The organism is Paraburkholderia sp. BCC1876 (genome assembly GCF_902833695.1).
Lineage (GTDB): Bacteria > Pseudomonadota > Gammaproteobacteria > Burkholderiales > Burkholderiaceae > Paraburkholderia.
In genome coordinates this window covers 581,240-604,395 of the sequence record NZ_CADFGI010000003.1, presented here as the reverse complement: position 1 = coordinate 604,395, position 23,156 = coordinate 581,240, and the positions used below count along the sequence as shown (strand labels likewise).

Sequence of the window (23,156 nt, the reverse complement as noted above, 5' to 3'; positions counted from 1 at the left end):
GTTGTCGCGCCGATGCGACTACGAAATCCAGGCGACTGACTACGAAACGACGTTGGCGGCGTGGTCTCTCGAACGCCGCTTAAGCCGGGTCTACCGCCTCGTGCGCTCCTGCTTCGTGAAAGTCGGCCTGCCGGACGAAAAGCGAGCCCGCTCCGCTATCTGCTTGAGCCGCGTTCAACCTTCCCCGCCTTCACGCTCCGCGAAACTCCCGCCGCCAGGCGGACGGCGACGTGCGAAACGCTTCCGCGAAATGCTGCCGTAACGAAGCCGTCGAACCAAACCCCGCGATCGTCGCGATCGCTTCCACCGATTCATCGCTGCTTTCCAGCAACTGCTGCGCGCGCGCAAGCCGTTGCGCCAGCAGCCACGCGCCGACGGTTGCGCCGGTGGCGAGCCGGAAGCGTCGCGTGAAGGTGCGGCGGCTCATCAACGCGCGCGCGGCCAGCGTGTCGAGCGTGTGCGGCGCGGCCAGATTGCCGCTCACCCAGTCGAGCAGGCCGGACAGCCGGTCGCCGCGCACGTTCGGCGGAATCGGCTGCTGGACGTATTGCGCCTGACCGCCTTGCCGATGCGGCGACACCACCAGCCGACGCGCGACGTAATTCGCCACTTCCGCGCCGCACATCTTGCGCAGCACGTGCAGACAGCAGTCGAGGCCGGCGGCGGTGCCGGCGGAGGTCAGCACGTTGCCGTCGTCGACGTAGAGCACGTCGGGGTCGAGCCGCACGCGCGGGTAGCGGCGCGCGAAGTCGTCGGCGCAGGCCCAGTGCGTGGACGCCGGCCGGCCGTCGAGAATGCCGGCGGCGGCCAGTACGAATGCGCCCAGACATAACCCGACCAGTTGCGCGCCGCGTGCATGCGCCGCGCGCAGGGCGGCGAGCAACTCGGCGGGCGGCGTTTCGTCCGGATCGCGCCAGCTTGGGACGATGATCGTGTCGGCGTCGGCGAGCGCTTCGAGTCCGTGGGTGACGGCGATCGAGAAGCCGGCGGTCGTGGTGAGCGGGCCGGCTTCGGCGGCGCAGACGCGAAAGTCGAAATCGGGCAGGCCGCCGCCGCTGCGCTCTTCGCCGAACACCACACAGGGCACGGAAAGGTGGAACGGGCTGATGCGGTCGAACGCGACGACGGCGACGACGTGGCGCGGTGGAGTGGGGGCGGCCGAAGCCGAAGCCGAAGCCGAAGCCGAAGCCGAAGCCGAAGCCGAAGCCGAAGCCGAACCGGATGCGAGAACAGAAACCGCCATCGACCACCTCGACAATTCGACAATGGCCCGATTCTATCGATTCCTGTCATCCGGGTCACTGTCGTGAAACTCCCGGTCGGCCAACAATGCAGTCATCGCCGCCACTCATGAAGCACCGCCCGCCCGGGCAGGCGCCAGCGGCGCGAAGCATCGAACCTTTGAACCGTCTCTGACAGGAGTCTTGCCATGACCACACCGCGCCGTGCGCTGATCGTTATCGACGTGCAGAACGAATACGTGACCGGCGATCTGCCGATCGAATATCCGGACGTGCAGACCTCGCTTGCCAATGTCGGCCGCGCGATGGATGCCGCGCACGCCGCCGACATCCCGGTCGTGGTCGTCCAGCACTTGTCGGCAGCGACTTCACCGTTGTTCGCTCGCGGTAGCGCTGGGGCCGAGCTGCATCCGGTAGTGGCCTCGCGGGCTCGCGATCACCTTGTGGAAAAGTCGATGGCGAGCGCGTTCACCGGGACTGACCTCGCCGACTGGCTGGCCGCGCGGCAGATCGATACGCTGACGATCGTCGGATACATGACGCATAACTGCGATGCGTCGACGATCAATCACGCGGTCCACGCCGGCCTGGCCGTCGAATTCCTGGAAGACGCGACCGGTTCGGTGCCGTATGAGAACAGCGCGGGTTTTGCCAGCGCGAAGGACATTCACCACGCGTTCAGCGTAGTGTTGCAGTCGACCTTCGCGGCGGTGGCGAGCACCGACGCGTGGCTCGCAGCAGTGAAAAACGGCACGCTGCTGCAGAAAGGCGATATCTATTCGTCGAACCAGAAGGCGCGGGCGCGCCGGAACGCCGCGTAAGCACGAGGGCGTAAAAAAAGCGGCCGGGTTTGCTCACCCGTCCGCTTTTTTGCGTGGCCCGTTATGTTCTTCTTAATTAGCGAGCCGACTCATCCGCCAACTCTTGCACCGGATTCTTCAACAACGCCGGGCTCATCCGCAACGCGTCGAACATCCCATCCACCATGCGCTGCGCGTAAGCACCGAAATCCGTCGCGTCGGGCAGGAACAGCATGTCGCGCAACGAGCCGCTGACGAACGCATGCACCATGGCCGCCGCCAGCCGCGTATCGAGTTCCGCCGGCATTTGCCCTTTGGAGATCGCGTTGCGCAGACCGCCCTCGATTTTCATCAGCCCTTCGCGCATGTTGGTCTGATAGCGGATCCGCACCGGGCCCATTTCCTCGACCAGTTCGCATTTCAGGAACAGGATGTCGAACACGCGGCGGCGGTGCGGGTCGTTGGCGGTGTCGCGCAGGCAGACCACGCAGATTTCCATCAGACGCCCCAGCGGATCGGGCTCGTTGGGGTCCAGCGACGCGGCTTTGAGTTCGTCCAGCGGCAGCAGCACGCGGTCGAACATTTCGGTAAACAGATCGCTCTTATGCGCGAAGTGCCAGTAGATCGCGCCGCGCGTGACGCCCGCCGCCTGCGCGATGTCGGCCAGTGACGTGCGCGATACGCCTTTCTCGAAGAAGACCCGCTCGGCTGCGTCGAGAATGCTGGTGCGCGTCTCAAGCGCCTCTTCTTTGGTTCTTCTGACCATATTCGTGTGACTCGCCGTGATTGTGGGGTTTTCCCGCGCGCTATTAAGTCCGCGGGATGACAATCTGTCTGCCGTTAAGCGAATTGCGAAGCGTTCCTGCAGGCCCCCCGCCCACAAGAGAAGTAAACGCACTTATACATGCATTCGTGAATGTATATATAATAGCATCCCACGATCGGATAGCCCAAGCCGTGACGACCGGTTAATATCCGTCACTGTTGCCTTTCAAAACGCTCTTGCGCCGTGCCTGGACGGGCGGCGCCGTGCGGCATTTCCCAGGATTGGCGCATTTTGCTCAGGGTGCCCAGCAGCTTCGGTTTGCATTCACGGGCTTTCGGTCAAGCGTCGCAAGACGCATGTGTGCGCTGTCGTCCCCGGGGTAGGGATGCGCGCACTTTTTCATTCTCAGTCTTTGACAGAGGTCGCTCCATGCGCGTCGAACGGGTTCCATTCCGCTTAATCAGTGCCGCGACGGCTGCCGTATTGCTGGCAGCGTGCGGACCAAAACAATCTGCCCCGCCGCCACAAACGCCCGAAGTGGGCGTCGTCACCGTTCAACCGACTTCGGTGCCCGTCGTCACCGAACTGCCCGGCCGCACCAGTGCTTTCCTCGTCGCGCAAGTGCGCGCACGGGTCGACGGCATCGTGCTGCGCCGCGAGTTCACGGAAGGTGGCGAGGTCAAGGCGGGTCAGCGTCTGTACAAGATCGATCCGGCGCCGTATATCGCCACGTTGAACAACGCGAAGGCCACGCTGGCCAAGGCGCAAGCCAACCTCGTATCGACCACCGCGCAAGCTAACCGCTACAAGGTGCTGGTGGCCGCGAACGCGGTCAGCAAGCAGGACTACGACAACGCGGTCGCCTCGGAAGGCCAGGCAGCGGCAGACGTCGCCGCCGGCAAGGCAGCGGTCGACACGGCGCAGATCAATCTCGGCTATACGGACGTGACCTCGCCGGTGACCGGCCAGATCGGCGTGTCGCAAGTCACGCCGGGCGCGTATGTGCAGGCGAGCGCCGCCACGCTGCTGGCTACCGTCCAGCAACTCGATCCGGTCTACGTTGACCTGACGCAATCGAGCCTCGACGGTCTGAAGCTGCGTCGCGAAGTGCAAGAAGGCAAGCTGAAGACGAGCGGTCCGGACGCGGCCAAGGTCTCGCTGATTCTCGAAGACGGCCGCACCTATTCGGAAAAGGGCAAGCTGCAGTTCACCGACGTCACGGTCGACCAGAGCACCGGCTCGGTCACGGTGCGCGCGCTCTTCAAGAACGCGGACAAGGTGTTGCTGCCGGGCATGTTCGTGCGCGCGCGGATCGAAGAAGGCGTCAACGACAACGCGCTGGTGGTGCCGCAGGTCGGCGTCACGCATGACCAGAAGGGTCAGCCGACCGCGCTGGTCGTCGGCGACGACAACAAGGTCGCGTTGCGTCAGCTCGTCACGTCGGGCACGTACGGTTCGAACTGGGTGGTCGAGAGTGGCCTGAAGCCCGGCGATCGCGTGATCGTCGCGGGCACCGAGAAGGCGCGTCCGGGTCAGCAGGTCAAGCCGGTTGCCGCGCAACTTCCCGCCACACCCGCTTCCGACGCATCCGCTCAGGGTGCGCCGGCCGCCAGCGGTGCTGCACAGACGGCTCAACCCGCCTCTGCGGCATCGGGCGCGTAATAACAGGGAGCCCGCCTCATGGCAAAGTTCTTTATTGATCGCCCAATTTTTGCATGGGTGATCGCCATTATTCTGATGCTCGCGGGTATCGCGTCGGTCTTCACGTTGCCGATCGCGCAGTACCCGACGATCGCGCCGCCGGCCGTGCAGATCAGCGCAACGTACCCGGGCGCCTCGGCGAAGACGGTGGAAAACACCGTCACGCAGGTGATCGAGCAGCAGATGAGTGGTCTCGACCACTTGCTGTACCTGTCGTCCACGTCGGACGACTCGGGTACGGCAACCATCACGCTGACGTTCGCGGCCGGCACCAATCCTGACATTGCGCAGGTGCAGGTGCAGAACAAGCTGCAACTGGCCACGCCGTTGCTGCCGCAAGCCGTGCAGCAGTTGGGCACCAAGGTCACGAAGTCGAGCAGCAGCTTCCTGATGGTCCTCGCGTTCAACTCCGAAGACGGCAGTATGAACAAGTACGACCTGGCGAACTACGTCGCGTCGAACATCGAAGATCCGCTTAGCCGGATCGACGGCGTGGGCACTGTGACGCTGTTTGGCTCGCAGTACGCCATGCGGATCTGGCTGGACGCGAACAAGCTCACCAACTTCGGCTTGACGCCGGTGGACGTGCAGACCGCGTTGACGAACCAGAACGTGCAGGTCGCGGGCGGTTCGCTCGGCGGCACGCCGTCGGTGCCGGGTCAGGTGCTGCAGGCCACCATCACGGAAGCCACGCTGCTGAATACGCCTGAACAGTTCGGCAACGTGCTGCTGAAGGTGAATCCGGACGGTTCGCGAGTCCGTATCAAAGACGTGGCCCGCATCGAGCTGGGTGGCGAAAACTACAACTTCGACACCAAGTACAACGGCCAGCCGACGGCAGGCTTCGGTATTCAGCTCGCGACCGGCGCTAACGCGCTGGCCACCGCCAAGGCTGTCCGCGCGAAGATCGACGACCTGTCGAAGTACTTCCCGCACGGTCTGGTCGTGAAGTATCCGTACGACACCACGCCGTTCGTGCGCCTGTCGATCGAAGAAGTGGTCAAGACGCTGCTCGAAGGTATCGTGCTGGTGTTCCTGGTCATGTACCTGTTCCTGCAGAACCTGCGCGCCACGCTGATCCCGACGATCGCCGTGCCGGTGGTGCTGTTGGGCACGTTCGCGATCATGGGTCTGGTGGGCTTCTCGATCAACACGCTGTCCATGTTCGGGCTCGTGCTGGCCATTGGCTTGCTGGTGGACGATGCGATCGTGGTGGTGGAAAACGTCGAGCGGGTCATGCAGGAGGAGGGTTTATCGCCTCGTGACGCAACCCGCAAGGCGATGGACCAGATTACCGGCGCGCTGGTTGGCGTGGCGCTCGTGCTGTCGGCGGTGTTCGTGCCGGTGGCGTTCTCGGGCGGTTCGGTCGGCGCGATTTACCGGCAGTTCTCGCTGACGATCGTGGCCGCCATGGTGCTGTCCGTGCTGGTCGCGTTGATTCTGACGCCGGCGCTGTGCGCGACGATTCTCAAGCCGATCGAGAAGGGTCACCAGGAGCGCACCACAGGCTTCTTCGGCTGGTTCAACCGCACCTTCAACAAGAGCCGCGACAAGTATCACTCGGGCGTGCACCACGTGATCAAGCGCTCGGGCCGTTGGCTGATCATCTATATGGTGGTGATCTTCGCGGTCGGCCTGCTGTTCGTGAAGCTGCCGAAGTCGTTCCTGCCTGACGAAGACCAGGGCACGATGTTCGTGCTGGTGCAAACGCCGTCGGGCTCGACGCAGGAAACCACGGCGCGCGCACTGAAGGACGTGTCGGACTACCTGTTGAACACCGAGAAGAACATCGTCGAATCGACCTTCACGGTGAACGGCTTCAGCTTCGCCGGTCGCGGTCAGAACGCGGGTCTCGTGTTCGTGCGGATGAAGGACTACTCGGTGCGTCAGCACGCGGACGAGAAGGTGCAGTCGCTGGTCGGCCGTCTGTTCATGCATTTCGGTGGCTACAAGAACGCGCTGGTGTATCCGGTGAATCCGCCGTCGATTCCTGAACTCGGCACCGCTGCGGGCTTCGACTTCGAGCTGCAGGATCGCGCGGGTATCGGCCACGAAAAGCTGATGCAAGCGCGCAATATGCTGCTCGGCATGGCCGCGAAAGATCCGACGCTGGCCCAGGTGCGTCCGAACGGCCTGAACGATACGCCGCAGTTCAAGGTGGATATCGATCACGAGAAGGCTTCGGCGCTCGGCGTGTCGCTGTCGACGATCGACCAGACGTTCTCGATCGCGTGGGCATCGCAGTACGTGAACAACTTCCTCGATACCGACGGCCGGATCAAGAAGGTGTATCTGCAAGGCGACGCACCGTTCCGCATGACCCCGGAAGACCTGAACGCCTGGTACGTGCGCAATTCGGCGGGCACCATGGTGCCGTTCTCGTCGTTCGCCAGCGGCACGTGGACCTACGGTTCGCCGAAGCTCGAACGCTACAACGGTATTTCGGCAGTGGAAATCCAGGGCGCGGCTGCACCGGGCAAGTCGACCGGTCAGGCCATGACGGCAATGGAAGCACTCGTGGCGAAGTTGCCGGCGGGTATCGGCTACGAATGGACCGGCTTGTCGCTGCAGGAACGCCAGTCGGGTTCGCAGGCGCCGATTCTGTACGGCATCTCGATCCTCGTCGTGTTCCTGTGTCTCGCGGCGCTGTATGAAAGCTGGTCGATCCCGTTCTCGGTGATCATGGTGGTGCCGCTCGGCGTGATCGGCGCACTGCTGGCCGCTACGCTGCGCGGGCTCGAGAACGACGTGTTCTTCCAGGTGGGGCTGTTGACCACGGTGGGGCTGTCGGCGAAGAACGCGATTCTGATCGTGGAATTCGCCCGCGAGTTGCAGCAGGGTGAAGGCATGGGGCCGGTCGAAGCAGCGCTGGAAGCAGCGCGTCTGCGGCTGCGTCCGATTCTGATGACCTCGCTCGCGTTCATTCTCGGCGTGATGCCGCTCGCGATCAGCAACGGCGCGGGTTCGGCCAGCCAGCACGCGATCGGTACCGGCGTGATCGGCGGGATGTTGACAGCCACCTTCCTCGCGATTTTCATGATCCCGATGTTCTTCGTCGTGATCCGCGCGAAGTTCGGTGGTGAGACGGAAGACCCGGATGCGGCGTTCGAACATTCCAACCAGCTCCATTCGCACGATCCGCAAGGTGGTGCGTCGGGCGGTAACGGCTCGGGCAAGGACGGACATTGAGATGCAAAAACACTCTTTGATTGCAGTGGCGGTTGCGTTGTTCGCCGCGGGTTGCACGATGGCGCCGCATTACCAGCGTCCGGCGGAACCCGTGACGTCGATGTTCCCGACCGGCGGCGTGTACGACACGCAACCGGGCGCGACCCAGCCGGGGGCCGAAACGGGCCAGCAAAAACCCGGCGCGACGGCTGCCGCGCGTAGCGCGAACGGTGTGGCCGCGGCCGATATCGGCTGGCGCGAATTCTTCGTCGATCCGCGCATGCAGCGGCTGATCGAGATTGCGCTGAAGAACAACCGCGATCTGCGTGTGTCGGTGCTGAACATGCAGGTGTCGCAGGCGCAGTACCGGATTGTTCGTGCCGGTCTGTTCCCGACGCTCAATGCCGCGGCTTCGCAAACCAAATCGCGTACGCCGACGGACCTGGCGTTCGGCGGTCAGAACATTTCCAACTCGTACTCGGTCGGTCTGAACGCGTCTTGGGAAATCGACTTCTTCGGGCGGATTCAAAGTCTGAGGGATCAGGCGTTGGCGACCTACCTGGGCACGGCGCAGGCGCGCAAGGCGGCGGAAATTGCGCTGGTCTCGCAGGTGGCGAATCAGTATCTGACGGTGCTCGAACTGGACGATCTGCTGAAGGTCACGCAAGACACGCTGAAGACCGCGCAGGAGTCGTATCGGATCACCAAGCTGCAGTTCGACAACGGCACGGGTTCCGAACTGGATCTGCGCCAGGCGCAAACAGTGGTCGAGACGGCCAACGCCAACCTGCAGGCGCAGGCGCGTTTGCGGGCACAGGGCGAAAATGCGCTGGTGCTGCTGCTGGGCGAGCCGCTGCCGGCTGATCTGCCGCCGGGTCTGACGCTGGACGACCAGAATCTCCTCACGGATATTCCGGCCGGTCTGCCGTCCGATCTGCTCACGCGTCGTCCGGACATCATGGAGGCCGAGGAGAACCTGCTCGCGGCCAACGCGAATATCGGCGCGGCGCGCGCGGCGTTCTTCCCGAAGGTCTCGCTGACCGGCAATTTCGGCACGCTGAGCCCGTCGCTCGGCGGTCTGTTCAAGCCGGGTTCGGCTGCGTGGGGCTTCGGTCCGTCGATCACGGTGCCGATCTTCGAGGGTGGCGAGAACATCGCCAACCTCGACGTCGCGAACCTGCAGAAGAACGTCCAGATCGCTACGTACGAAAAGGCGATCCAGACGGCCTTCCGCGAGGTGGCGGACGGTCTGGCGGCGCGCGGCACGTACGACCAGCAGATCCAGGCGCTGGAGCGCAATACGTTTGCGGAACAGCGTCGTCTGGATCTGTCGAATCTGCGTTATACGAACGGTGTCGACAGCTATCTGTCGGTGCTGACCGCGCAGACCGATCTGTACACGTCGCAAACGTCGCTGATCACCGCGCGCATGGAGCGCCTGCAGAACCTGGTGACGTTGTACCAGGCACTCGGCGGTGGCTGGGTCGAGCACAACGGCGATCAGCCGCGTCCCGCCGACGCACCGGTGAATTACGGTGCGGCAAGCGCGCCGGTGGCGGCTTCGGCGGCGACGGCGGGTTAAGTCGGCGCCGTGTCGTAGCCAACGCATAGAACGGCTTTCGGTGTCACGGAAGCCGTTCTACGCAGCCAGCGCAAGACACACGTAAGCACACGGCAACAAACAGCAGCACAAAGCTGAAAACAAAAACGCCACGGCATTGCCGTGGCGTTTTTGTTTGTCCGCAGAGGACGAGTTGCAGCAACTACGTTTGCCGCACCTCAGTCACTCAATGCAGATCCGCGGCACGCATCATTTCATCGTGCGGCGGCTCATTTCCACCGCGTCCGTCGAAATCGTGACCGGCTTTGCGAATCTCGCACTGCGCCTTTTTCTCGCTCTTCACTCCGTTGAAGATCAGGTTCAGCACGACCGCCGACACGGACGCCAGCAGAATCCCGCTATGCAGCAGCGGCGTCAGCGCGGCCGGCAGCTTCGAGAAGAAGTTCGGCGACACGACAGGCACCAGACCCAGACCGACGCTTACCGCGACGATAAACAGGTTGTGCTGGTTCTTCACGAAGTCGACGCGCGACAGCACCTTCATGCCGTTTGCCGCGACCATGCCGAACATCACGATACCCGCGCCGCCGAGCACGAAGGCCGGCACCGACGCGACCACTTGCGCCATCTTCGGGAACAGGCCGAGCAGCACCAGAATCACGCCGCCCATGGCGCAGACGAAGCGGCTCTTCACACCGGTCACGCCGATCAGGCCGACGTTCTGCGAGAACGACGTATGCGGGAACGAGTTGAAGACACCGCCGATCAGCGTGCCCAGACCGTCCACGCGCAGGCCGCGCACCAGCGCTTTCTGATCGACCGGGCGATCCACCATGTCGCCGACCGCGAGGAACATGCCGGTCGATTCGATGAAGGTGACGAACATCACGGTGATCATCGTTGCGATCGACAGCGGATCGAAGTGCGGCAGGCCGAAGTGAAACGGCATCACGAAGCCGACCCACGGTGCGTGCGTGACGCCGTCCATGTTGACGCGGCCGAGCACCAGCGCGATCACGAAGCCGGCGACGATGCCGAGCAACACCGAAATATTGGCAAGGAAGCCCTTGGCGAACTTGTTGATCAGCAGAATCAGCGTCAGCACGATGAACGACAGGCCGAGATAGATCGGATTGCCGTAGTCGGGATTGCCCACGCCGCCGGCTGCCCAGTTGATGCCCACTTCCATCAGCGACAGACCGATCACCGAAATCACCACGCCGATCACCACCGGCGGGAAGAAGCGCAACAACTTGCCGACTGCGGGCGCGAGCAGAATGCCGATCACGCCAGCCGCGATCGTCGAGCCGAAGATGTCGAGAATGCCGAGCGAAGGATTGGTGCCGATCGCGACCATCGGACCGACGGCCGCGAACGTGCAGCCCATGATGACCGGCAGGCGGATCCCGAAGATCCACAGACCGAGCGTTTGAATCAGCGTGGCGATGCCGCAGGAGAACAGATCGGCGCTAATCAGGAAGGCGATCTGATCCTTCGGCAATTTGAGCGCCGCACCGATGATCAGAGGCACTGCGACGGCGCCGGCATACATCACCAGAACGTGCTGGATGCCGAGCGTCAGCAACTGGCCCGCGGGCAGTCGCTCGTCGCACGGGTGAACCGTGTTCGATTGCATATCTTCTGTCTCCACCATCTAGTTTTTGAGATGACTCCAAGGTATCGGGGACGATAAAGTGCAACAAGACCACTGGGGCCTATTCCGGCATTCCCGGTGACGATATGCGTTGTGCCGGTTTGAAAGGCAATTTAAAGCTGCGAGTTTGTGCCATCGGCGGACAGCCCCTTGTGGCCGTGGTGCGGGTCGTTAAGCCGCGCGCGCCATCGCCAGACTGATATGTGTGAGAATCAATGAGGTGTATCTCATACGGCGCATAGTGCTGTTTTCATGCGGCTCGCGGCGCGGCGGGGTTAACCCGCGATTCGGCAAAATCGGCGTGTTTTTGGATGCGCTCTCCGAGGCGCGTCGCGGTGACGAAAAAAACCGCCTTCGGGGCACCTTTCGCGTGCGCCTCGCGACCCTCATTTTCACCCCTCTTTTGACGTGCAATCGCCCATGAGTTTTCTTGGCATCGACCTCGGCACCGGTTCCCTCAAAGTAGCAATCGTCGATGAAAACGGCCGCGAGCAGGCGGTCGCGAGCGTCGCTTATACGTTGGAGACACCGCACGCGGGTTGGGCGGAGACCTCGGTGCAAACGTGGTGGCGCGCGCTGTGCGAAGCGGTGTCGCGTTTGCCGCCAGCGTTGCGCAGCGACGTGCGCGCGATCGGCTTCTCCGGGCAGATGCACGGGGTCGTGCTGATCGACGCCGCCGGCGACGCCGTGCGGCCCGCCATGCTGTGGCCCGATACGCGCGCGCTGGGTTTGCTCGACGCGTGGCGCGAGCCGCAAGCGAATCCGGTGGCGCCCGGCATGGCCGGGCCGTTGCTGCGCTGGATCGTGCTGAACGAACCGCACGCCGCGCACAGAACGCGCTGGGCGTTGCAGCCGAAAGACTGGCTGCGCGTGGCGTTGGGCGGCGCGGTGCTGACCGATCCGTCCGATGCCTGCGCGACCGCGCTCGCCGATCCGGCCGGCGTATGGGATACGGCGCTGCTGGCGCGGCTGGAGATTCCGCGTGAATGGTTCGCGCCATTGGCGCCGTCGTATGCGGCGGGCGGCGTGCTGTCGGAGGCGGCGGCGCAGGCGCTGGGGTTGCGCGCCGGCATCGTGCTCGCGACCGGCGCCGCCGACACGCCGTGCGCGGCGCTCGGCAGCGGACTCGCGCGCGACGGCGATGCGTTGCTCACCACTGGCACGGGCGGACAGATCGTCGTGCTGGCGGGGCAGGAGCCGACGGCGGCGAAGGGCTTGCATCGCTATCGGGCGGCGAGCGATCACTGGTATCGGATGGCGGCAATGCAGAACGTCGGCATTGCACTGGAACGCGTGCGCGGCTGGTTGTCGTATGAATGGGCTGATGCTTATCGGGATGCGTTCGGCGAGGCCAACGCGATTGCACTGAACGACGCGTCTGGCGACGTCACTACCAGCGCGTTCGGCGAAGCAAGCAGCGCGACCTCCGGCAGCGCCTCGGAACGTACCCACGGCGCTGCAGCGCCCACAAGCGGCCTGACCTTTCTGCCTTACCTCACCGGCGAACGCACACCGTGGCTGAACCCATCGGCGCGCGGCGGCTGGCTCGGCCTCGCGCTCGAACACACGCGCGGCACGATGATGCGCGCCGCGTTCGAAGGCGTCGCGTTTTCGCTGCGCGCCGGTCTCGACGCGATTCGCGCGAGCGGCGCGACGGTCACCACGTTGAAGCTCGCGGGCGGCGGTTCGGTCGACGCGCGCTGGCGGCAGTTGCTGGCCGATGCGCTGGACGTCGAACTTTATGCGGTCGATTGCCCCAACGCGGCGCCGCGTGGCGCGGCGATTCTCGGCGGTCTGGCGAGCGGCCATTGGCACGCGAACGATCTCGCGGCGCTCGCGCCGGGCGCGACGCGGGTCGCCGGTCCGCGAGGCGATGCGGCGCTGGCCGAACGCTATGCACGCTTTCTCGATCTTTATGGCCGGGTCGAAACCTGGTTCGGCGGCACGGGGCGTCGGTGACGCTGCCTGCGCTCGTCGACGCCCGTCGACGATGAGCGCGCCGATGTCCGGTACGGACAATGCCGTGACGCACTTTGCAATACCATGACGCTTTTCGCGCGCTAAGTTAGAGCGCGGCACATCATGCCGGACGCGCGTCGCACTCACAGACCTCAAGGAGCATTCACGATGAAAACCAAAGCCGCCATTGCATGGAAAGCCGGCGCCCCATTGACGATCGAGGAAGTGGATCTGGAAGGCCCGCGCGCCGGTGAAGTGCTGATCGAAGTGAAGGCGACGGGCATCTGCCACACCGACTACTACACGCTCTCGGGCGCTGACCCGGAAGGCATTTTCCCGGCGATTCTCGGCCATGAAGGCGCGGGCGTGATCGTCGATACGGGTCCGGGCGTCGGCACGCTGAAGAAGGGCGATCACGTGATTCCGCTGTACACGCCGGAATGCCGCCAGTGCAAGTTCTGCCTGTCGCGCAAGACCAACCTGTGTCAGGCGATCCGTTCGACGCAAGGCCGCGGCCTGATGCCCGACGCCACCTCGCGCTTCTCGCTGGACGGCAAGCCGCTGTTCCATTACATGGGCACGTCCACGTTCTCGAACTACATCGTCGTGCCGGAAATCGCGGTCGCGAAGGTGCGTGAAGACGCGCCGTTCGACAAGATCTGCTACATCGGCTGCGGCGTGACGACGGGCGTCGGCGCGGTGGTGTATTCGGCAAAGGTCGAAGCGGGCGCGAACGTGGTGGTGTTCGGCCTCGGCGGTATCGGTTTGAATGTGATTCAGGGCGCGAAGATGGTCGGCGCGGACAAGATTATCGGCGTCGACATCAACCCGGGCCGCGTCGAGCTGGCGAAAAAGTTCGGCATGACGCACTTCATCAACCCGAACGAAGTCGAGAACGTGGTCGACCACATCGTGCAACTTACCGACGGTGGCGCGGACTACTCGTTCGAATGCATCGGCAATACCAAGGTAATGCGTCAGGCGCTCGAATGCACGCACAAGGGCTGGGGCCAATCGTTCATCATCGGCGTGGCGGCGGCGGGCGAGGAGATCAGCACGCGCCCGTTCCAGCTGGTGACGGGCCGCGAGTGGAAGGGCTCGGCATTCGGCGGCGCGCGTGGCCGTACGGATGTGCCGAAGATCGTCGACTGGTACATGGAAGGCAAGATCAATATCGACGATCTGATCACGCACCGTCTGCCGCTCGAACGGATCAACGAAGGCTTCGACCTGATGAAGAAGGGCGAGTCGATCCGCTCGGTCGTGCTGTACTGATGCGGAACGTGACGAACGCAACCCACGCAACCCACCGAAAGGAGCAGGGCGATGTTTGAACTTCTGTCGTCGCATGCCTGCCATGGCGGCGAGCAGCGTATCTACCGGCACGACTCGCAGACCGTCGGTCTGCCGATGCGCTTCTCGGTCTATCTGCCGCCGCAGGCGTTGCAAGCGAACGCGAACGTGCCCGCGCTGTTCTATCTCGCGGGCCTCACCTGCACGGAAGAAACCTTTCCGATCAAGGCCGGCGCGCAGCGTTTCGCGGCACAGCACGGCATCGCGCTGATTTCGCCCGATACGAGTCCGCGCGGCGCGGGCGTGCCGGGCGAAAGCGCGGCGTGGGACTTCGGTGTGGGCGCGGGTTTCTACGTCGATGCGACCCAGCAACCGTGGGCGCAGCACTATCGGATGTACTCGTATGTGCGTGACGAGCTACGCGAAACGGTGCTGGCGAATCTGCCGGTGGACGGTGCGCGCCTGGGTATTTTCGGGCACTCGATGGGCGGTCACGGCGCGTTGATGCTGGCGCTGCGCAATCCGGAGATTTATCGCTCGGTGTCGGCGTTCGCGCCGATTGCCGCGCCCACGCGCTGCCCGTGGGGCGAGAAAGCGTTAGGCGGGTATCTCGGCGACGATCGCGAAGCGTGGAAGCAGTACGACGCGAGCGAGCTGGTCGCGCATGCGTCGCGCAAGTTCGCGGCGGGGATTCTGGTGGATCAGGGGCTGGCGGATCAGTTCCTGGCGGAACAGCTCAACCCGGATGTGTTCGAAGCCGCCTGCCAGGCGGCGGGTCAGCCGCTGACGTTACGCCGTCACGCGGGCTACGACCATGGGTATTACTTCATCTCGACGTTCATCGAGGATCATCTCGCGCATCACGCGAAGGTGTTGCTCGGCTGAACGTGCCGTTGTATGGCGATGACGGTAGCGCGTAAAAGTGCCCGCCGTCATCGCTGTCCACTCAACGGCGCTTCACCAAACTCCCGCCGTACACCACCGCCGACAGCACGGTGATCCAGAAGCTCGTGGGCCAATCGGTATAGAACGCCAGCGTCAATCCCAGCCACGCCTGCAGCAGCGCGAACACCGCGGCCAGTACGAGTCCGGTCGACAGACGCGTCGTCATGTTCTGCGCGGCCGCAGCCGGCCCGACCATCAAGGTGAACACCAGCAACACGCCGACGATCTGCGTACACGCGGCTACCGCCAACGCGGCAATCGCCAGAAACAGCACCGACACGAGCCGCAGCGACACACCCTTTGCTTCGGCCAGTTCAGGCTGCAACGAAGCAAACAGCAACGGCCGCATGATCGCCGCCAGCGCCAGCAAACTGACTACGCCTAGCGCCGCCAGCACGCCAAGCGTCGACGTATTCACGCCGAGCACATTGCCAAACAACAACGCGGTCACTTGCGTCGCGTACGCGGTGAAGAAGTGCAGAAACAGCAAACCGAAACCGAGCGACAGCGAGAGGATCACGCCGATCGCCACGTCGCGTCCGGCGAGGCGTTCGCCGAGCGCGCCCATGCCGACGCCCGCCGCGAGCGTGAAGCCGATCATCCCCCAGATCGGCGAGATGCCGATCAGCACCGCGCCGGTCGCGCCGGTGAAGCCGACGTGCGATAGCGCGTGGCCGGCGAAGGTCTGTCCGCGCATCACCAGAAAATAGCCCACGATACCCGCCAGCACCGCGACGATCCCCGACGCCGCGAACGCGTTGACCATGAAATCGTATTCAAACATCGTGCGTGTGTCCGTCGCGTGAGTCGTGCTGGTGTGAGTGGCTGTGGCCGTGCGCGCCGTGCGAATGGCCGTGGCTATGGCCGCCGTCTTCGTCGTGTTCGTGCTCGTGATCGTGCTTCTCGACTTCGACGTCGCCCGACATCACGAAGATGCGGCCGTTCACCCGCATCACGTCGATCGGCGAGCCGTACAGGCGCGACAGGACCGGGCGGGTGATCACTTGGTCGACGGTGCCGAGCGCGGCCACGCCGCTGCCGAGATACAGCACGCGATCGATCGAGTTCAGCAGCGGATTCAATTCGTGCGCCGAAAACAGCACGGCAATGCCGAGTTCCTGCTGCACGCGCCGCACCAGTTCGACCACGCTCTTCTGATGATGCGGGTCGAGGCTGATCAGCGGTTCGTCGAGCAACAGCAGCTTCGGATTACCGAGCAGGCATTGCGCGAGCAGCAGGCGCTGTCGCTCGCCGCCCGACAGTTCCGACAACGGCCGCTCGGCCAGCTTGCGGCCGCCCACCAGATCCAGCACGCGCTCGACATCGGCGCGAGTGCGGGCGTCCGCATGCGGCAAGCCCCAACGATGACCGTCGGCGGCCATCGCGACGAAATCGCGGCCGCGCACGCGCCGTCCGGCGAGCGCGCTGCGCGTCTGCGGCATATAGCCGATCGACGCATTGCCGCGCTCCACCGGCTGCCCCAGCACGCGGATCGTGCCGCTCGCGGCCGGCACGAGGCCGAGCACCGCGCGCATCAAGGTGGTCTTGCCCGCGCCGTTCGGCCCAAGCACGCCGATGAATTCGCCCTGATTCACCACGAAACCGGTGTCGCGCAGAATCGTGCGGTCGCCGAGTTCGAGCGTGACCTGCTCGAGTTCGAGCACGGGCGCGTTGGACGGTGCGCCCGTGGGCGCACTTGCTGCAGGGGCTGGCGCGTTGCGGCCAGTCAGAGTCATGGTGTCGTTCCTTTGCTGCCGGAAGCCGCCACCGCGCCCGCGCCGTTCGCTTCGCCCGCGATCAGCGCGGCGTTCAGCGCGTCGAGCTGCGTCAGCATCCACGTCTGATAGGTCTTGCCGGCCGGTTCGGTCTCGGTGACGCTCATGGACGGCACCTTCGATTGCTGCGCGAGCTTCAACATGCGTTTGGTCAGGGCCTCGGTTGCCTGGCTGTTATAGATCAGAACGCGCACGCGCTTTTCGCGCAGGTCGCGTTCGAACGCGGCGATATCGGCCGCGCTGGCTTCGGTGTCGTTCATCGTGGCGAGCTGGAAGCGCAGATTGCGCATGCTCAGCCCGATCGCGTCCGACATATAACCGAACACCGGCTCGGTCGCCGTGACCGGCACGCCCGCGTAGCGGCCATGCAACTCGGCGACCTTGGCGTCGATCGGCTTCAGCGAATCGAGAAACTTCGCGAGGTTCGCATCGTACGCCGACTTGTGTGCCGGGTCAGTCGCGACGAGCGCTTCGCTCACCGCGCGCGCGACCTTCGGCATGGTGGCCGGGTCGTACCAGAGGTGCGGATTATCGCCGCCTTTCTTGCCGGTGAGGTCGGCGGCGACGATCGTCACGCGCTTCGACCCCTTCGACGCGGCCAGCAATTTTGCCATCCACGGATCGTAGTCGGCGCCGTTGTACACCACAAGGCTCGCATGCTGCAACGCGCGCGCCGTCTTCGGGCTGGCTTCGAACAGATGCGGGTCCTGGTCCGGATTGCTGAGAATGCTGGTCACGTCGACGCGATCGCCGCCCAGTTGCTGCACCACGTCGCCGTAAAAATTCTCCGCCGCGACCACCGGGATTTTCGCATCCACGGCGAAGGCGCTGTGACCGATCGCGAACGCGGCCGTGGCCGCCGCAACGTATTTCGACAGCTTCAGCGCGCGGTGCGCTCCGTTCAACATCGAGCCGAGTTTGTTCATCGTTGTTTCCTGCTGCGTGAGAGTTGAGTGAATCACTAACGTTAGGAGAGGGTGCGGCGGCCGCGCGCGGCCAATGAAGCGCGGTCGAAATGATATAACGTATCTCAAATAATTGTCAGCGCCTTATGCAGAAAGCGACTTGGCCTTCCCCGATTTCTCGTATTAGTGTTGTTCAGAGCCGGAACGAGGGCGCGCGTGTCCTGCCGCGCTGCACCATCGAAATCTGCGCGGGTGCCTTGACATGACCCTGTCCGTATCCGATCATTCGATCACTAACAGAGCAATTGTTCGCGCAATGAGCGTTCGCTCACTGCGAGACAAAACGCAATGAACCGGAGACAGGCAGTGGCGGCACGATTGCAAGACAAGGTGGCCATTCTGACGGGCGCGGCAAGCGGAATTGGCGAGGCCGTGGCGCGCCGCTATCTGGACGAAGGCGCGCGCTGCGTGCTGGTGGACATGAAGCCGGCCGACAGTTTCGGCGACACGTTGCGCGCCGGATACGGCGACCGGGTGCTGAGCGTCAGCGCCGACGTCACGCGCCGTGAAGATATCGACCGTATCGTTGCGAGCACGCTCGAGCGTTTCGGCCAAATCGACATTCTGTTCAACAACGCGGCGCTGTTCGATATGCGCCCGCTCCTCGACGAATCCTGGGACGTGTTCGACCGCCTGTTCGCGGTCAACGTGAAGGGCCTGTTCTTCCTGATGCAAGCCGTTGCGCAAAAAATGGTCGAGCAGGGTCGCGGCGGCAAGATCATCAATATGTCGTCGCAAGCGGGGCGGCGTGGCGAGGCGCTCGTGTCGCATTACTGCGCGACCAAGGCGGCGGTGCTCAGCTACACGCAATCGGCGGCCTTGGCGCTCGCACCGCACCAGATCAACGTGAACGGCATCGCGCCGGGCGTCGTCGATACGCCGATGTGGAAGGAAGTCGACGCGCTCTTCGCCCGTTATGAAAACCGTCCGCTCGGCGAGAAGAAGCGCCTGGTCGGCGAAGCGGTGCCGCTCGGCCGCATGGGTGTGCCGGACGACCTGACCGGCGCCGCCCTGTTTCTCGCGTCGGCGGATGCCGACTACATTACCGCGCAAACGCTGAACGTCGACGGCGGCAACTGGATGAGTTGACGCAGCAGGCACGTCGCCGCGGTCGCGACGTGCGCATCATCCCCGTCATTTTCGTAGAACAAACGCAGCATCACATAACGTACGAGAAAGGAGACAACACATGAAGCCAATCCTCAAATCCGCGCTGAAAGCGGCTAGCGTCGGCGCCATGGCGTGCTTCGCGTTAAGCGCGTCGGCGGCGACGGTGACGATCGCCACGTTGAACAATCCGGACATGATCGAGCTGAAGAAGCTCTCGCCCGCTTTCGAGCAGGCGAATCCGGACATCAAGCTGAACTGGGTGATTCTCGAAGAAAACGTGCTGCGTCAGCGCGCCACCACCGACATCACGACCGGCAGCGGCCAGTTCGACGTGATGACGATCGGCGCCTATGAAACGCCGCAATGGGGCAAACGCGGCTGGCTCACGCCGCTCACCAACCTGCCCGCCGATTACGATCTGAACGACGTCGTGAAGACGGCCCGCGACGGCCTGTCGAGCGGCGGCCAGTTGTACGCGCTGCCGTTCTACGTCGAAAGCTCCATGACGTATTACCGCAAGGATCTGTTCGCAGCCAAGGGTCTGAAAATGCCGGACCAGCCGACTTACGACCAGATCGCGCAATTCGCCGACAAGCTGACCGACAAGGCCAACGGCATGTACGGCATCTGCCTGCGCGGCAAGGCGGGCTGGGGCGAAAACATGGCGTACGCGACGACGGTGGTGAACACCTTCGGCGGTCGCTGGTTCGACGAGAAGTGGAACGCGCAGCTCACCACGCCGGAATGGAAGAAGGCGATCACCTTCTACGTCGATCTGCTGAAGAAAGACGGCCCTCCGGGAGCGAGTTCGAACGGCTTCAACGAAAACCTGACGCTGATGTCCTCGGGCAAGTGCGCGATGTGGATCGACGCGACGGTCGCGGCCGGCATGCTGTACAACAAGCAGCAATCGCAGATCGCGGACAAGGTCGGCTTTGCTGCCGCACCGATCGCTGTCACGCCGAAGGGTTCGCACTGGTTGTGGGCGTGGGCGCTGGCGATTCCGAAGTCGTCGAAGCAGACTGACGCGGCGAAGAAGTTCATCGCATGGGCGACCTCGAAGCAATACATCGAACTGGTCGCGAAGGACGAAGGCTGGGCCTCGGTGCCGCCGGGAACGCGTCAATCCACCTACGCACGCCCCGAGTACAAGCAGGCTGCTCCGTTCGGCGAATTCGTGCTGAAGGCGATCGAAACGGCGGACCCGGATCACCCGACGCTGAAGCCGGTGCCGTACACCGGTGTGCAGTTCGTGGGTATTCCTGAGTTCCAGTCGTTCGGTACCGTGGTGGGTCAGAGCATCTCCGGCGCAGTGGCCGGCCAGATGACGGTCGATCAGGCGCTGGCCGCCGGCAATGCGACCGCGAATCGCGCGGTGCAACAGGCCGGCTACCAGAAGTAATAGAAGTACTGGAAGTGATGCGGCAACCCGCCACCTGAAGCACGTGGCACGCGCCGGCTGACGCCCGTCAGCCGGCCCACGCAGCACAGCGGGCTGTCCTGATCGCGCGGCGCGCCGCGATACCGGCAAGGTGTCGCGCCGGCCGGCGCGCTTCACGCCGCGAGCAGTTCGCGGCGGACAGTCCGCGCATTACCGAACAGGTGGTCCACCATGCGTCCTCTGCGCCTACCTCTCATGCAAGCTCATCCCCAGACAGAAAAAGAACGCGAAGTCCGCAAAGCCAATTCCGCGCGCTGGCTAGTCACGCCCTCGGTGGCCGTACTGGTGTTGTGGATGGCGATTCCGCTCGCCATGACGATCTGGTTTTCGTTCTCGCGCTACAACCTGTTGAACCCGGACCTCAAAGGTTTCGCCGGTCTCGACAATTACAAATACCTCGCGACCGACCCGTCGTTCGGCCCTTCGATCGGCCATACGCTCGAGCTGATTATTTCGGTGCTGGTGATCACCGTGGTCGGCGGCGTGCTGATGGCGATTCTGTTCGACCGCAAGTTCTACGGTCAGGGCATCGCGCGGCTGCTCGCCATCGGACCGTTCTTCGTGATGCCGACGGTCAGCGCGCTGATCTGGAAGAACATGATCCTGCACCCGGTGTATGGCCTGATCGCGCAGGGCATGCGCGCGATGGGCATGCAGCCGATCGACTGGTTCGCCGACTATCCGCTCACCGCCGTGATCATGATCGTCGCGTGGCAGTGGTTACCGTTCGCGTTCCTGATTCTGTTCACCGCGATCCAGTCGCTCGATCAGGAGCAGAAGGAAGCGGCAAAGATCGACGGTGCGGGTCCGTTCTCGATGTTCTTCTACATCACGCTGCCTCACCTGAAACGGGCGATCGCGGTGGTGGTGATGATGGAGACGATTTTCCTGCTGTCGATCTTCGCCGAAATCTATACCACCACGGGCGGCGGTCCGGGCACCGCGACGACCAATCTGTCGTACCTGATCTATTCGCTCGGCCTGCAACAGTTCGACGTCGGGCTCGCTTCCGCCGGCGGCATTCTCGCGGTCGTGCTGGCTAATGTCGTGTCGTTCTTCCTCGTGCGCATGCTCGCGAAGAACCTGAAAGGGGAGTACGAAAAATGAGCCAGGTTGCCTCCACTCCGGTGTCGAGCTCGACACCCATGACCGTGCCGACGAAGTCGCCGTTCGCCGCGATTCGCCGCGCCATTCCCGGCGTGATCGCCTGGCTGGTCGCGTTGCTGCTGTTCTTCCCGATCTTCTGGATGACAATCACCGCGTTCAAGACGGAACAGCAGGCTTATTCGTCGTCGCTGTTTTTTATTCCGACGCTGGATAGCTTCCGCGAGGTGTTCGCGCGCAGCAATTACTTTGCGTTCGCGTGGAATTCGGTGCTGATCTCGGCGGGCGTCACGGTGCTGTGCCTGATTCTTGCCGTGCCGGCCGCGTATGCGATGGCGTTCTTCCCGACCCGCCGCACGCAGAAGGTGCTGCTGTGGATGCTGTCCACCAAGATGATGCCGTCGGTCGGCGTGCTGGTGCCGATCTATCTGCTGTGGAAGAACACCGGCCTGCTCGATTCGGTGTCGGGTCTGGTGATCGTCTACACGCTGATCAATCTGCCGATTGCGGTGTGGATGTCGTTCACGTACTTCGCCGAAATTCCGCGCGACATTCTCGAAGCCGGGCGGATCGACGGCGCGAGGACGTGGCAGGAAATCGTTTATCTGCTGATGCCGATGTCGCTGCCGGGGCTCGCGTCGACCGCGCTGCTGCTCGTGATCCTGTCGTGGAATGAGGCGTTCTGGAGCATCAACCTGTCGAGCTCGAACGCGGCGCCGCTGACGGTGTTCATCGCGTCGTATTCGAGTCCTGAAGGCTTGTTCTGGGCCAAGCTGTCGGCCGCTTCGCTGCTGGCGGTGGCGCCGATCCTGATTGTCGGCTGGCTGTCGCAGAAGCAACTGGTGCGCGGTCTCACGTTCGGGGCGGTCAAATGACAGCGGGGTCGAATGTGGGTTCCGGTGTCGGTCAATTTGCGCTGATCTGCGATTGCGACGGCGTGCTGATCGACAGCGAAGCCGTGGCGGCGCGCATGCTGGTGCACGAACTCGAAGCGCGCTGGCCCGAGACGGACGTCGAGCCGGTGGTGTTGCCGCTGCTCGGCCTGCGCATCGAAGCGGTGTTGCAGGGTACGGCGACGCAGCTCGGCAAGAGCCTGTCCGTCGCCGATATCGACGCGATCCGCCGCGCGGTCGAAGCGGCGGCGATGCAGGCACCGGCGGTGGAAGGGATCGAGGCGGCGCTCGCTCAGGTGCCGCTCGCCAAAGGGTGCGCGAGCAACAGTTTCCGGCCGTACGTGGAATCGGTGCTGGCGCGCACGGGGCTGGTGAAGTTCTTCGGCGACCGCCTGTTTTGTGCCGATGCGGTGCCGAATCCGAAGCCCGCGCCCGACGTCTATCTGGCGGCGGCGCGCGGTTTGGGACTCGCGCCGTCGGCGTGTCTGGTGGTGGAAGACAGCGTGACCGGCGTGACGGCGGCGACCGCAGCGGGCATGACGGTGCTGGGCTTTATCGGCGGCGGTCACGCGAGCGACGCGCAGATCGACAAGCTGCATGCGGCCGGCGCGCGTCACGTGTTCGACGACATGCAGCAACTGCCGGAACTGGTCGCGCAATGGACGCTGAGCGCGACGGCGGCCACGCCGCCGTAAATGGCGTGGCGGCGTCGGCCCGAGCATAGAGAAGCGAGCTGCTGAAGCAAACGAAGCAAACGAAGCAGCGTAAGCAACGGACAAG

18 protein-coding genes are annotated in these 23,156 nt (G+C 63.8%); 12 read left to right on the top strand and 6 right to left on the bottom strand.

Translation table 11 applies throughout. From position 1 onward, the window contains the following. Positions 1 to 190: 190 nt before the first annotated feature. Positions 191 to 1,243, bottom strand: coding sequence for a helix-turn-helix domain-containing protein (locus HWY05_RS14490; RefSeq protein ID WP_176058774.1), 1,053 nt, complete (start codon positions 1,241 to 1,243; stop codon positions 191 to 193). Between the two features lie 186 nt (positions 1,244 to 1,429). On the opposite strand from HWY05_RS14490, the gene HWY05_RS14485 reads away from it, so the two are divergent. Next, on the top strand, positions 1,430 to 2,062 hold the full coding sequence (locus tag HWY05_RS14485; protein WP_176058773.1) for a cysteine hydrolase family protein: 633 nt from the start codon (positions 1,430 to 1,432) through the stop codon (positions 2,060 to 2,062). A 76-nt stretch (positions 2,063 to 2,138) separates the two neighbouring features. Here the strand turns inward: HWY05_RS14485 and HWY05_RS14480 are convergent, their stop codons facing one another. Further along, positions 2,139 to 2,807, bottom strand: a complete 669-nt coding sequence (locus HWY05_RS14480) for a TetR family transcriptional regulator (RefSeq protein ID WP_176058772.1) — start codon at positions 2,805 to 2,807, stop codon at positions 2,139 to 2,141. Between the two features lie 429 nt (positions 2,808 to 3,236). Here HWY05_RS14480 and HWY05_RS14475 point away from each other — a divergent pair, with 429 nt between their 5' ends. From HWY05_RS14475 to HWY05_RS14465, 3 genes are read left to right on the top strand one after another with little or no spacing between them, the layout of a single operon-like run. After that, positions 3,237 to 4,469 (top strand): efflux RND transporter periplasmic adaptor subunit, encoded by a 1,233-nt coding sequence (locus HWY05_RS14475; RefSeq protein ID WP_035548336.1) that lies wholly within the window; start codon positions 3,237 to 3,239, stop codon positions 4,467 to 4,469. 18 nt (positions 4,470 to 4,487) lie between these two features. Then, entirely contained in the window at positions 4,488 to 7,697 is a 3,210-nt protein-coding gene (locus HWY05_RS14470) for an efflux RND transporter permease subunit (protein WP_176058771.1), read from the top strand. A 1-nt stretch (position 7,698) separates the two neighbouring features. Beyond that, positions 7,699 to 9,258 (top strand): efflux transporter outer membrane subunit, encoded by a 1,560-nt coding sequence (locus HWY05_RS14465; RefSeq protein ID WP_176058770.1) that lies wholly within the window; start codon positions 7,699 to 7,701, stop codon positions 9,256 to 9,258. A 205-nt stretch (positions 9,259 to 9,463) separates the two neighbouring features. Here HWY05_RS14465 and HWY05_RS14460 read toward each other — a convergent pair whose 3' ends face one another. After that, positions 9,464 to 10,873: a nucleobase:cation symporter-2 family protein gene (locus HWY05_RS14460; RefSeq protein ID WP_035548327.1), complete on the bottom strand. Its 1,410-nt coding sequence runs from the start codon at positions 10,871 to 10,873 to the stop codon at positions 9,464 to 9,466. Positions 10,874 to 11,311: 438 nt separating this feature from the next. Here HWY05_RS14460 and HWY05_RS14455 point away from each other — a divergent pair, with 438 nt between their 5' ends. The 3 genes from HWY05_RS14455 to fghA all read left to right on the top strand — a co-directional run bounded on the left by HWY05_RS14455 (position 11,312) and on the right by fghA (position 15,028). Further along, positions 11,312 to 12,850: an FGGY family carbohydrate kinase gene (locus HWY05_RS14455; RefSeq protein WP_176058769.1), complete on the top strand. Its 1,539-nt coding sequence runs from the start codon at positions 11,312 to 11,314 to the stop codon at positions 12,848 to 12,850. A gap of 168 nt (positions 12,851 to 13,018) precedes the next feature. Next, entirely contained in the window at positions 13,019 to 14,125 is a 1,107-nt protein-coding gene (locus tag HWY05_RS14450) for an S-(hydroxymethyl)glutathione dehydrogenase/class III alcohol dehydrogenase (RefSeq protein ID WP_035548321.1), read from the top strand. Positions 14,126 to 14,176: 51 nt separating this feature from the next. Then, positions 14,177 to 15,028 carry an S-formylglutathione hydrolase gene (gene fghA / locus HWY05_RS14445; protein WP_176058768.1) on the top strand — a complete coding sequence of 284 codons (852 nt, stop codon included), beginning with the start codon at positions 14,177 to 14,179 and terminating at the stop codon, positions 15,026 to 15,028. Positions 15,029 to 15,089: 61 nt separating this feature from the next. Here fghA and HWY05_RS14440 read toward each other — a convergent pair whose 3' ends face one another. The 3 genes from HWY05_RS14440 to HWY05_RS14430 are packed head-to-tail and all read right to left on the bottom strand — an operon-like array spanning position 15,090 to position 17,789. After that, positions 15,090 to 15,872, bottom strand: coding sequence for a metal ABC transporter permease (locus HWY05_RS14440; protein WP_035548314.1), 783 nt, complete (start codon positions 15,870 to 15,872; stop codon positions 15,090 to 15,092). Next, the gene (locus HWY05_RS14435; RefSeq protein ID WP_176058767.1) at positions 15,865 to 16,824 is read right to left on the bottom strand and encodes an ABC transporter ATP-binding protein; all 960 of its coding nucleotides are present in this window, start codon (positions 16,822 to 16,824) and stop codon (positions 15,865 to 15,867) included. The genes HWY05_RS14440 and HWY05_RS14435 overlap by 8 nt, the downstream gene beginning before the upstream one ends. After that, positions 16,821 to 17,789 carry a metal ABC transporter solute-binding protein gene (locus HWY05_RS14430; protein ID WP_176058766.1) on the bottom strand — a complete coding sequence of 323 codons (969 nt, stop codon included), beginning with the start codon at positions 17,787 to 17,789 and terminating at the stop codon, positions 16,821 to 16,823. The genes HWY05_RS14435 and HWY05_RS14430 overlap by 4 nt, the downstream gene beginning before the upstream one ends. A gap of 345 nt (positions 17,790 to 18,134) precedes the next feature. On the opposite strand from HWY05_RS14430, the gene HWY05_RS14425 reads away from it, so the two are divergent. The 5 genes from HWY05_RS14425 (at position 18,135) to HWY05_RS14405 (ending at position 23,071) form a co-directional block, all read left to right on the top strand. Further along, complete coding sequence (locus HWY05_RS14425; protein WP_244146609.1) at positions 18,135 to 18,917, top strand: L-iditol 2-dehydrogenase; 783 nt, start codon at positions 18,135 to 18,137, stop codon at positions 18,915 to 18,917. Between the two features lie 100 nt (positions 18,918 to 19,017). Further along, a complete protein-coding gene (locus HWY05_RS14420; protein WP_035548302.1) occupies positions 19,018 to 20,340 on the top strand; it encodes a sugar ABC transporter substrate-binding protein in 1,323 nt (440 codons plus the stop codon). A gap of 210 nt (positions 20,341 to 20,550) precedes the next feature. Next, entirely contained in the window at positions 20,551 to 21,486 is a 936-nt protein-coding gene (locus tag HWY05_RS14415) for a sugar ABC transporter permease (protein ID WP_035548300.1), read from the top strand. A gap of 38 nt (positions 21,487 to 21,524) precedes the next feature. Beyond that, positions 21,525 to 22,358 carry a carbohydrate ABC transporter permease gene (locus tag HWY05_RS14410; protein ID WP_244146617.1) on the top strand — a complete coding sequence of 278 codons (834 nt, stop codon included), beginning with the start codon at positions 21,525 to 21,527 and terminating at the stop codon, positions 22,356 to 22,358. Further along, on the top strand, positions 22,355 to 23,071 hold the full coding sequence (locus HWY05_RS14405) for an HAD family phosphatase (RefSeq protein WP_176058763.1): 717 nt from the start codon (positions 22,355 to 22,357) through the stop codon (positions 23,069 to 23,071). The genes HWY05_RS14410 and HWY05_RS14405 overlap by 4 nt, the downstream gene beginning before the upstream one ends. Positions 23,072 to 23,156 lie beyond the last annotated feature (85 nt).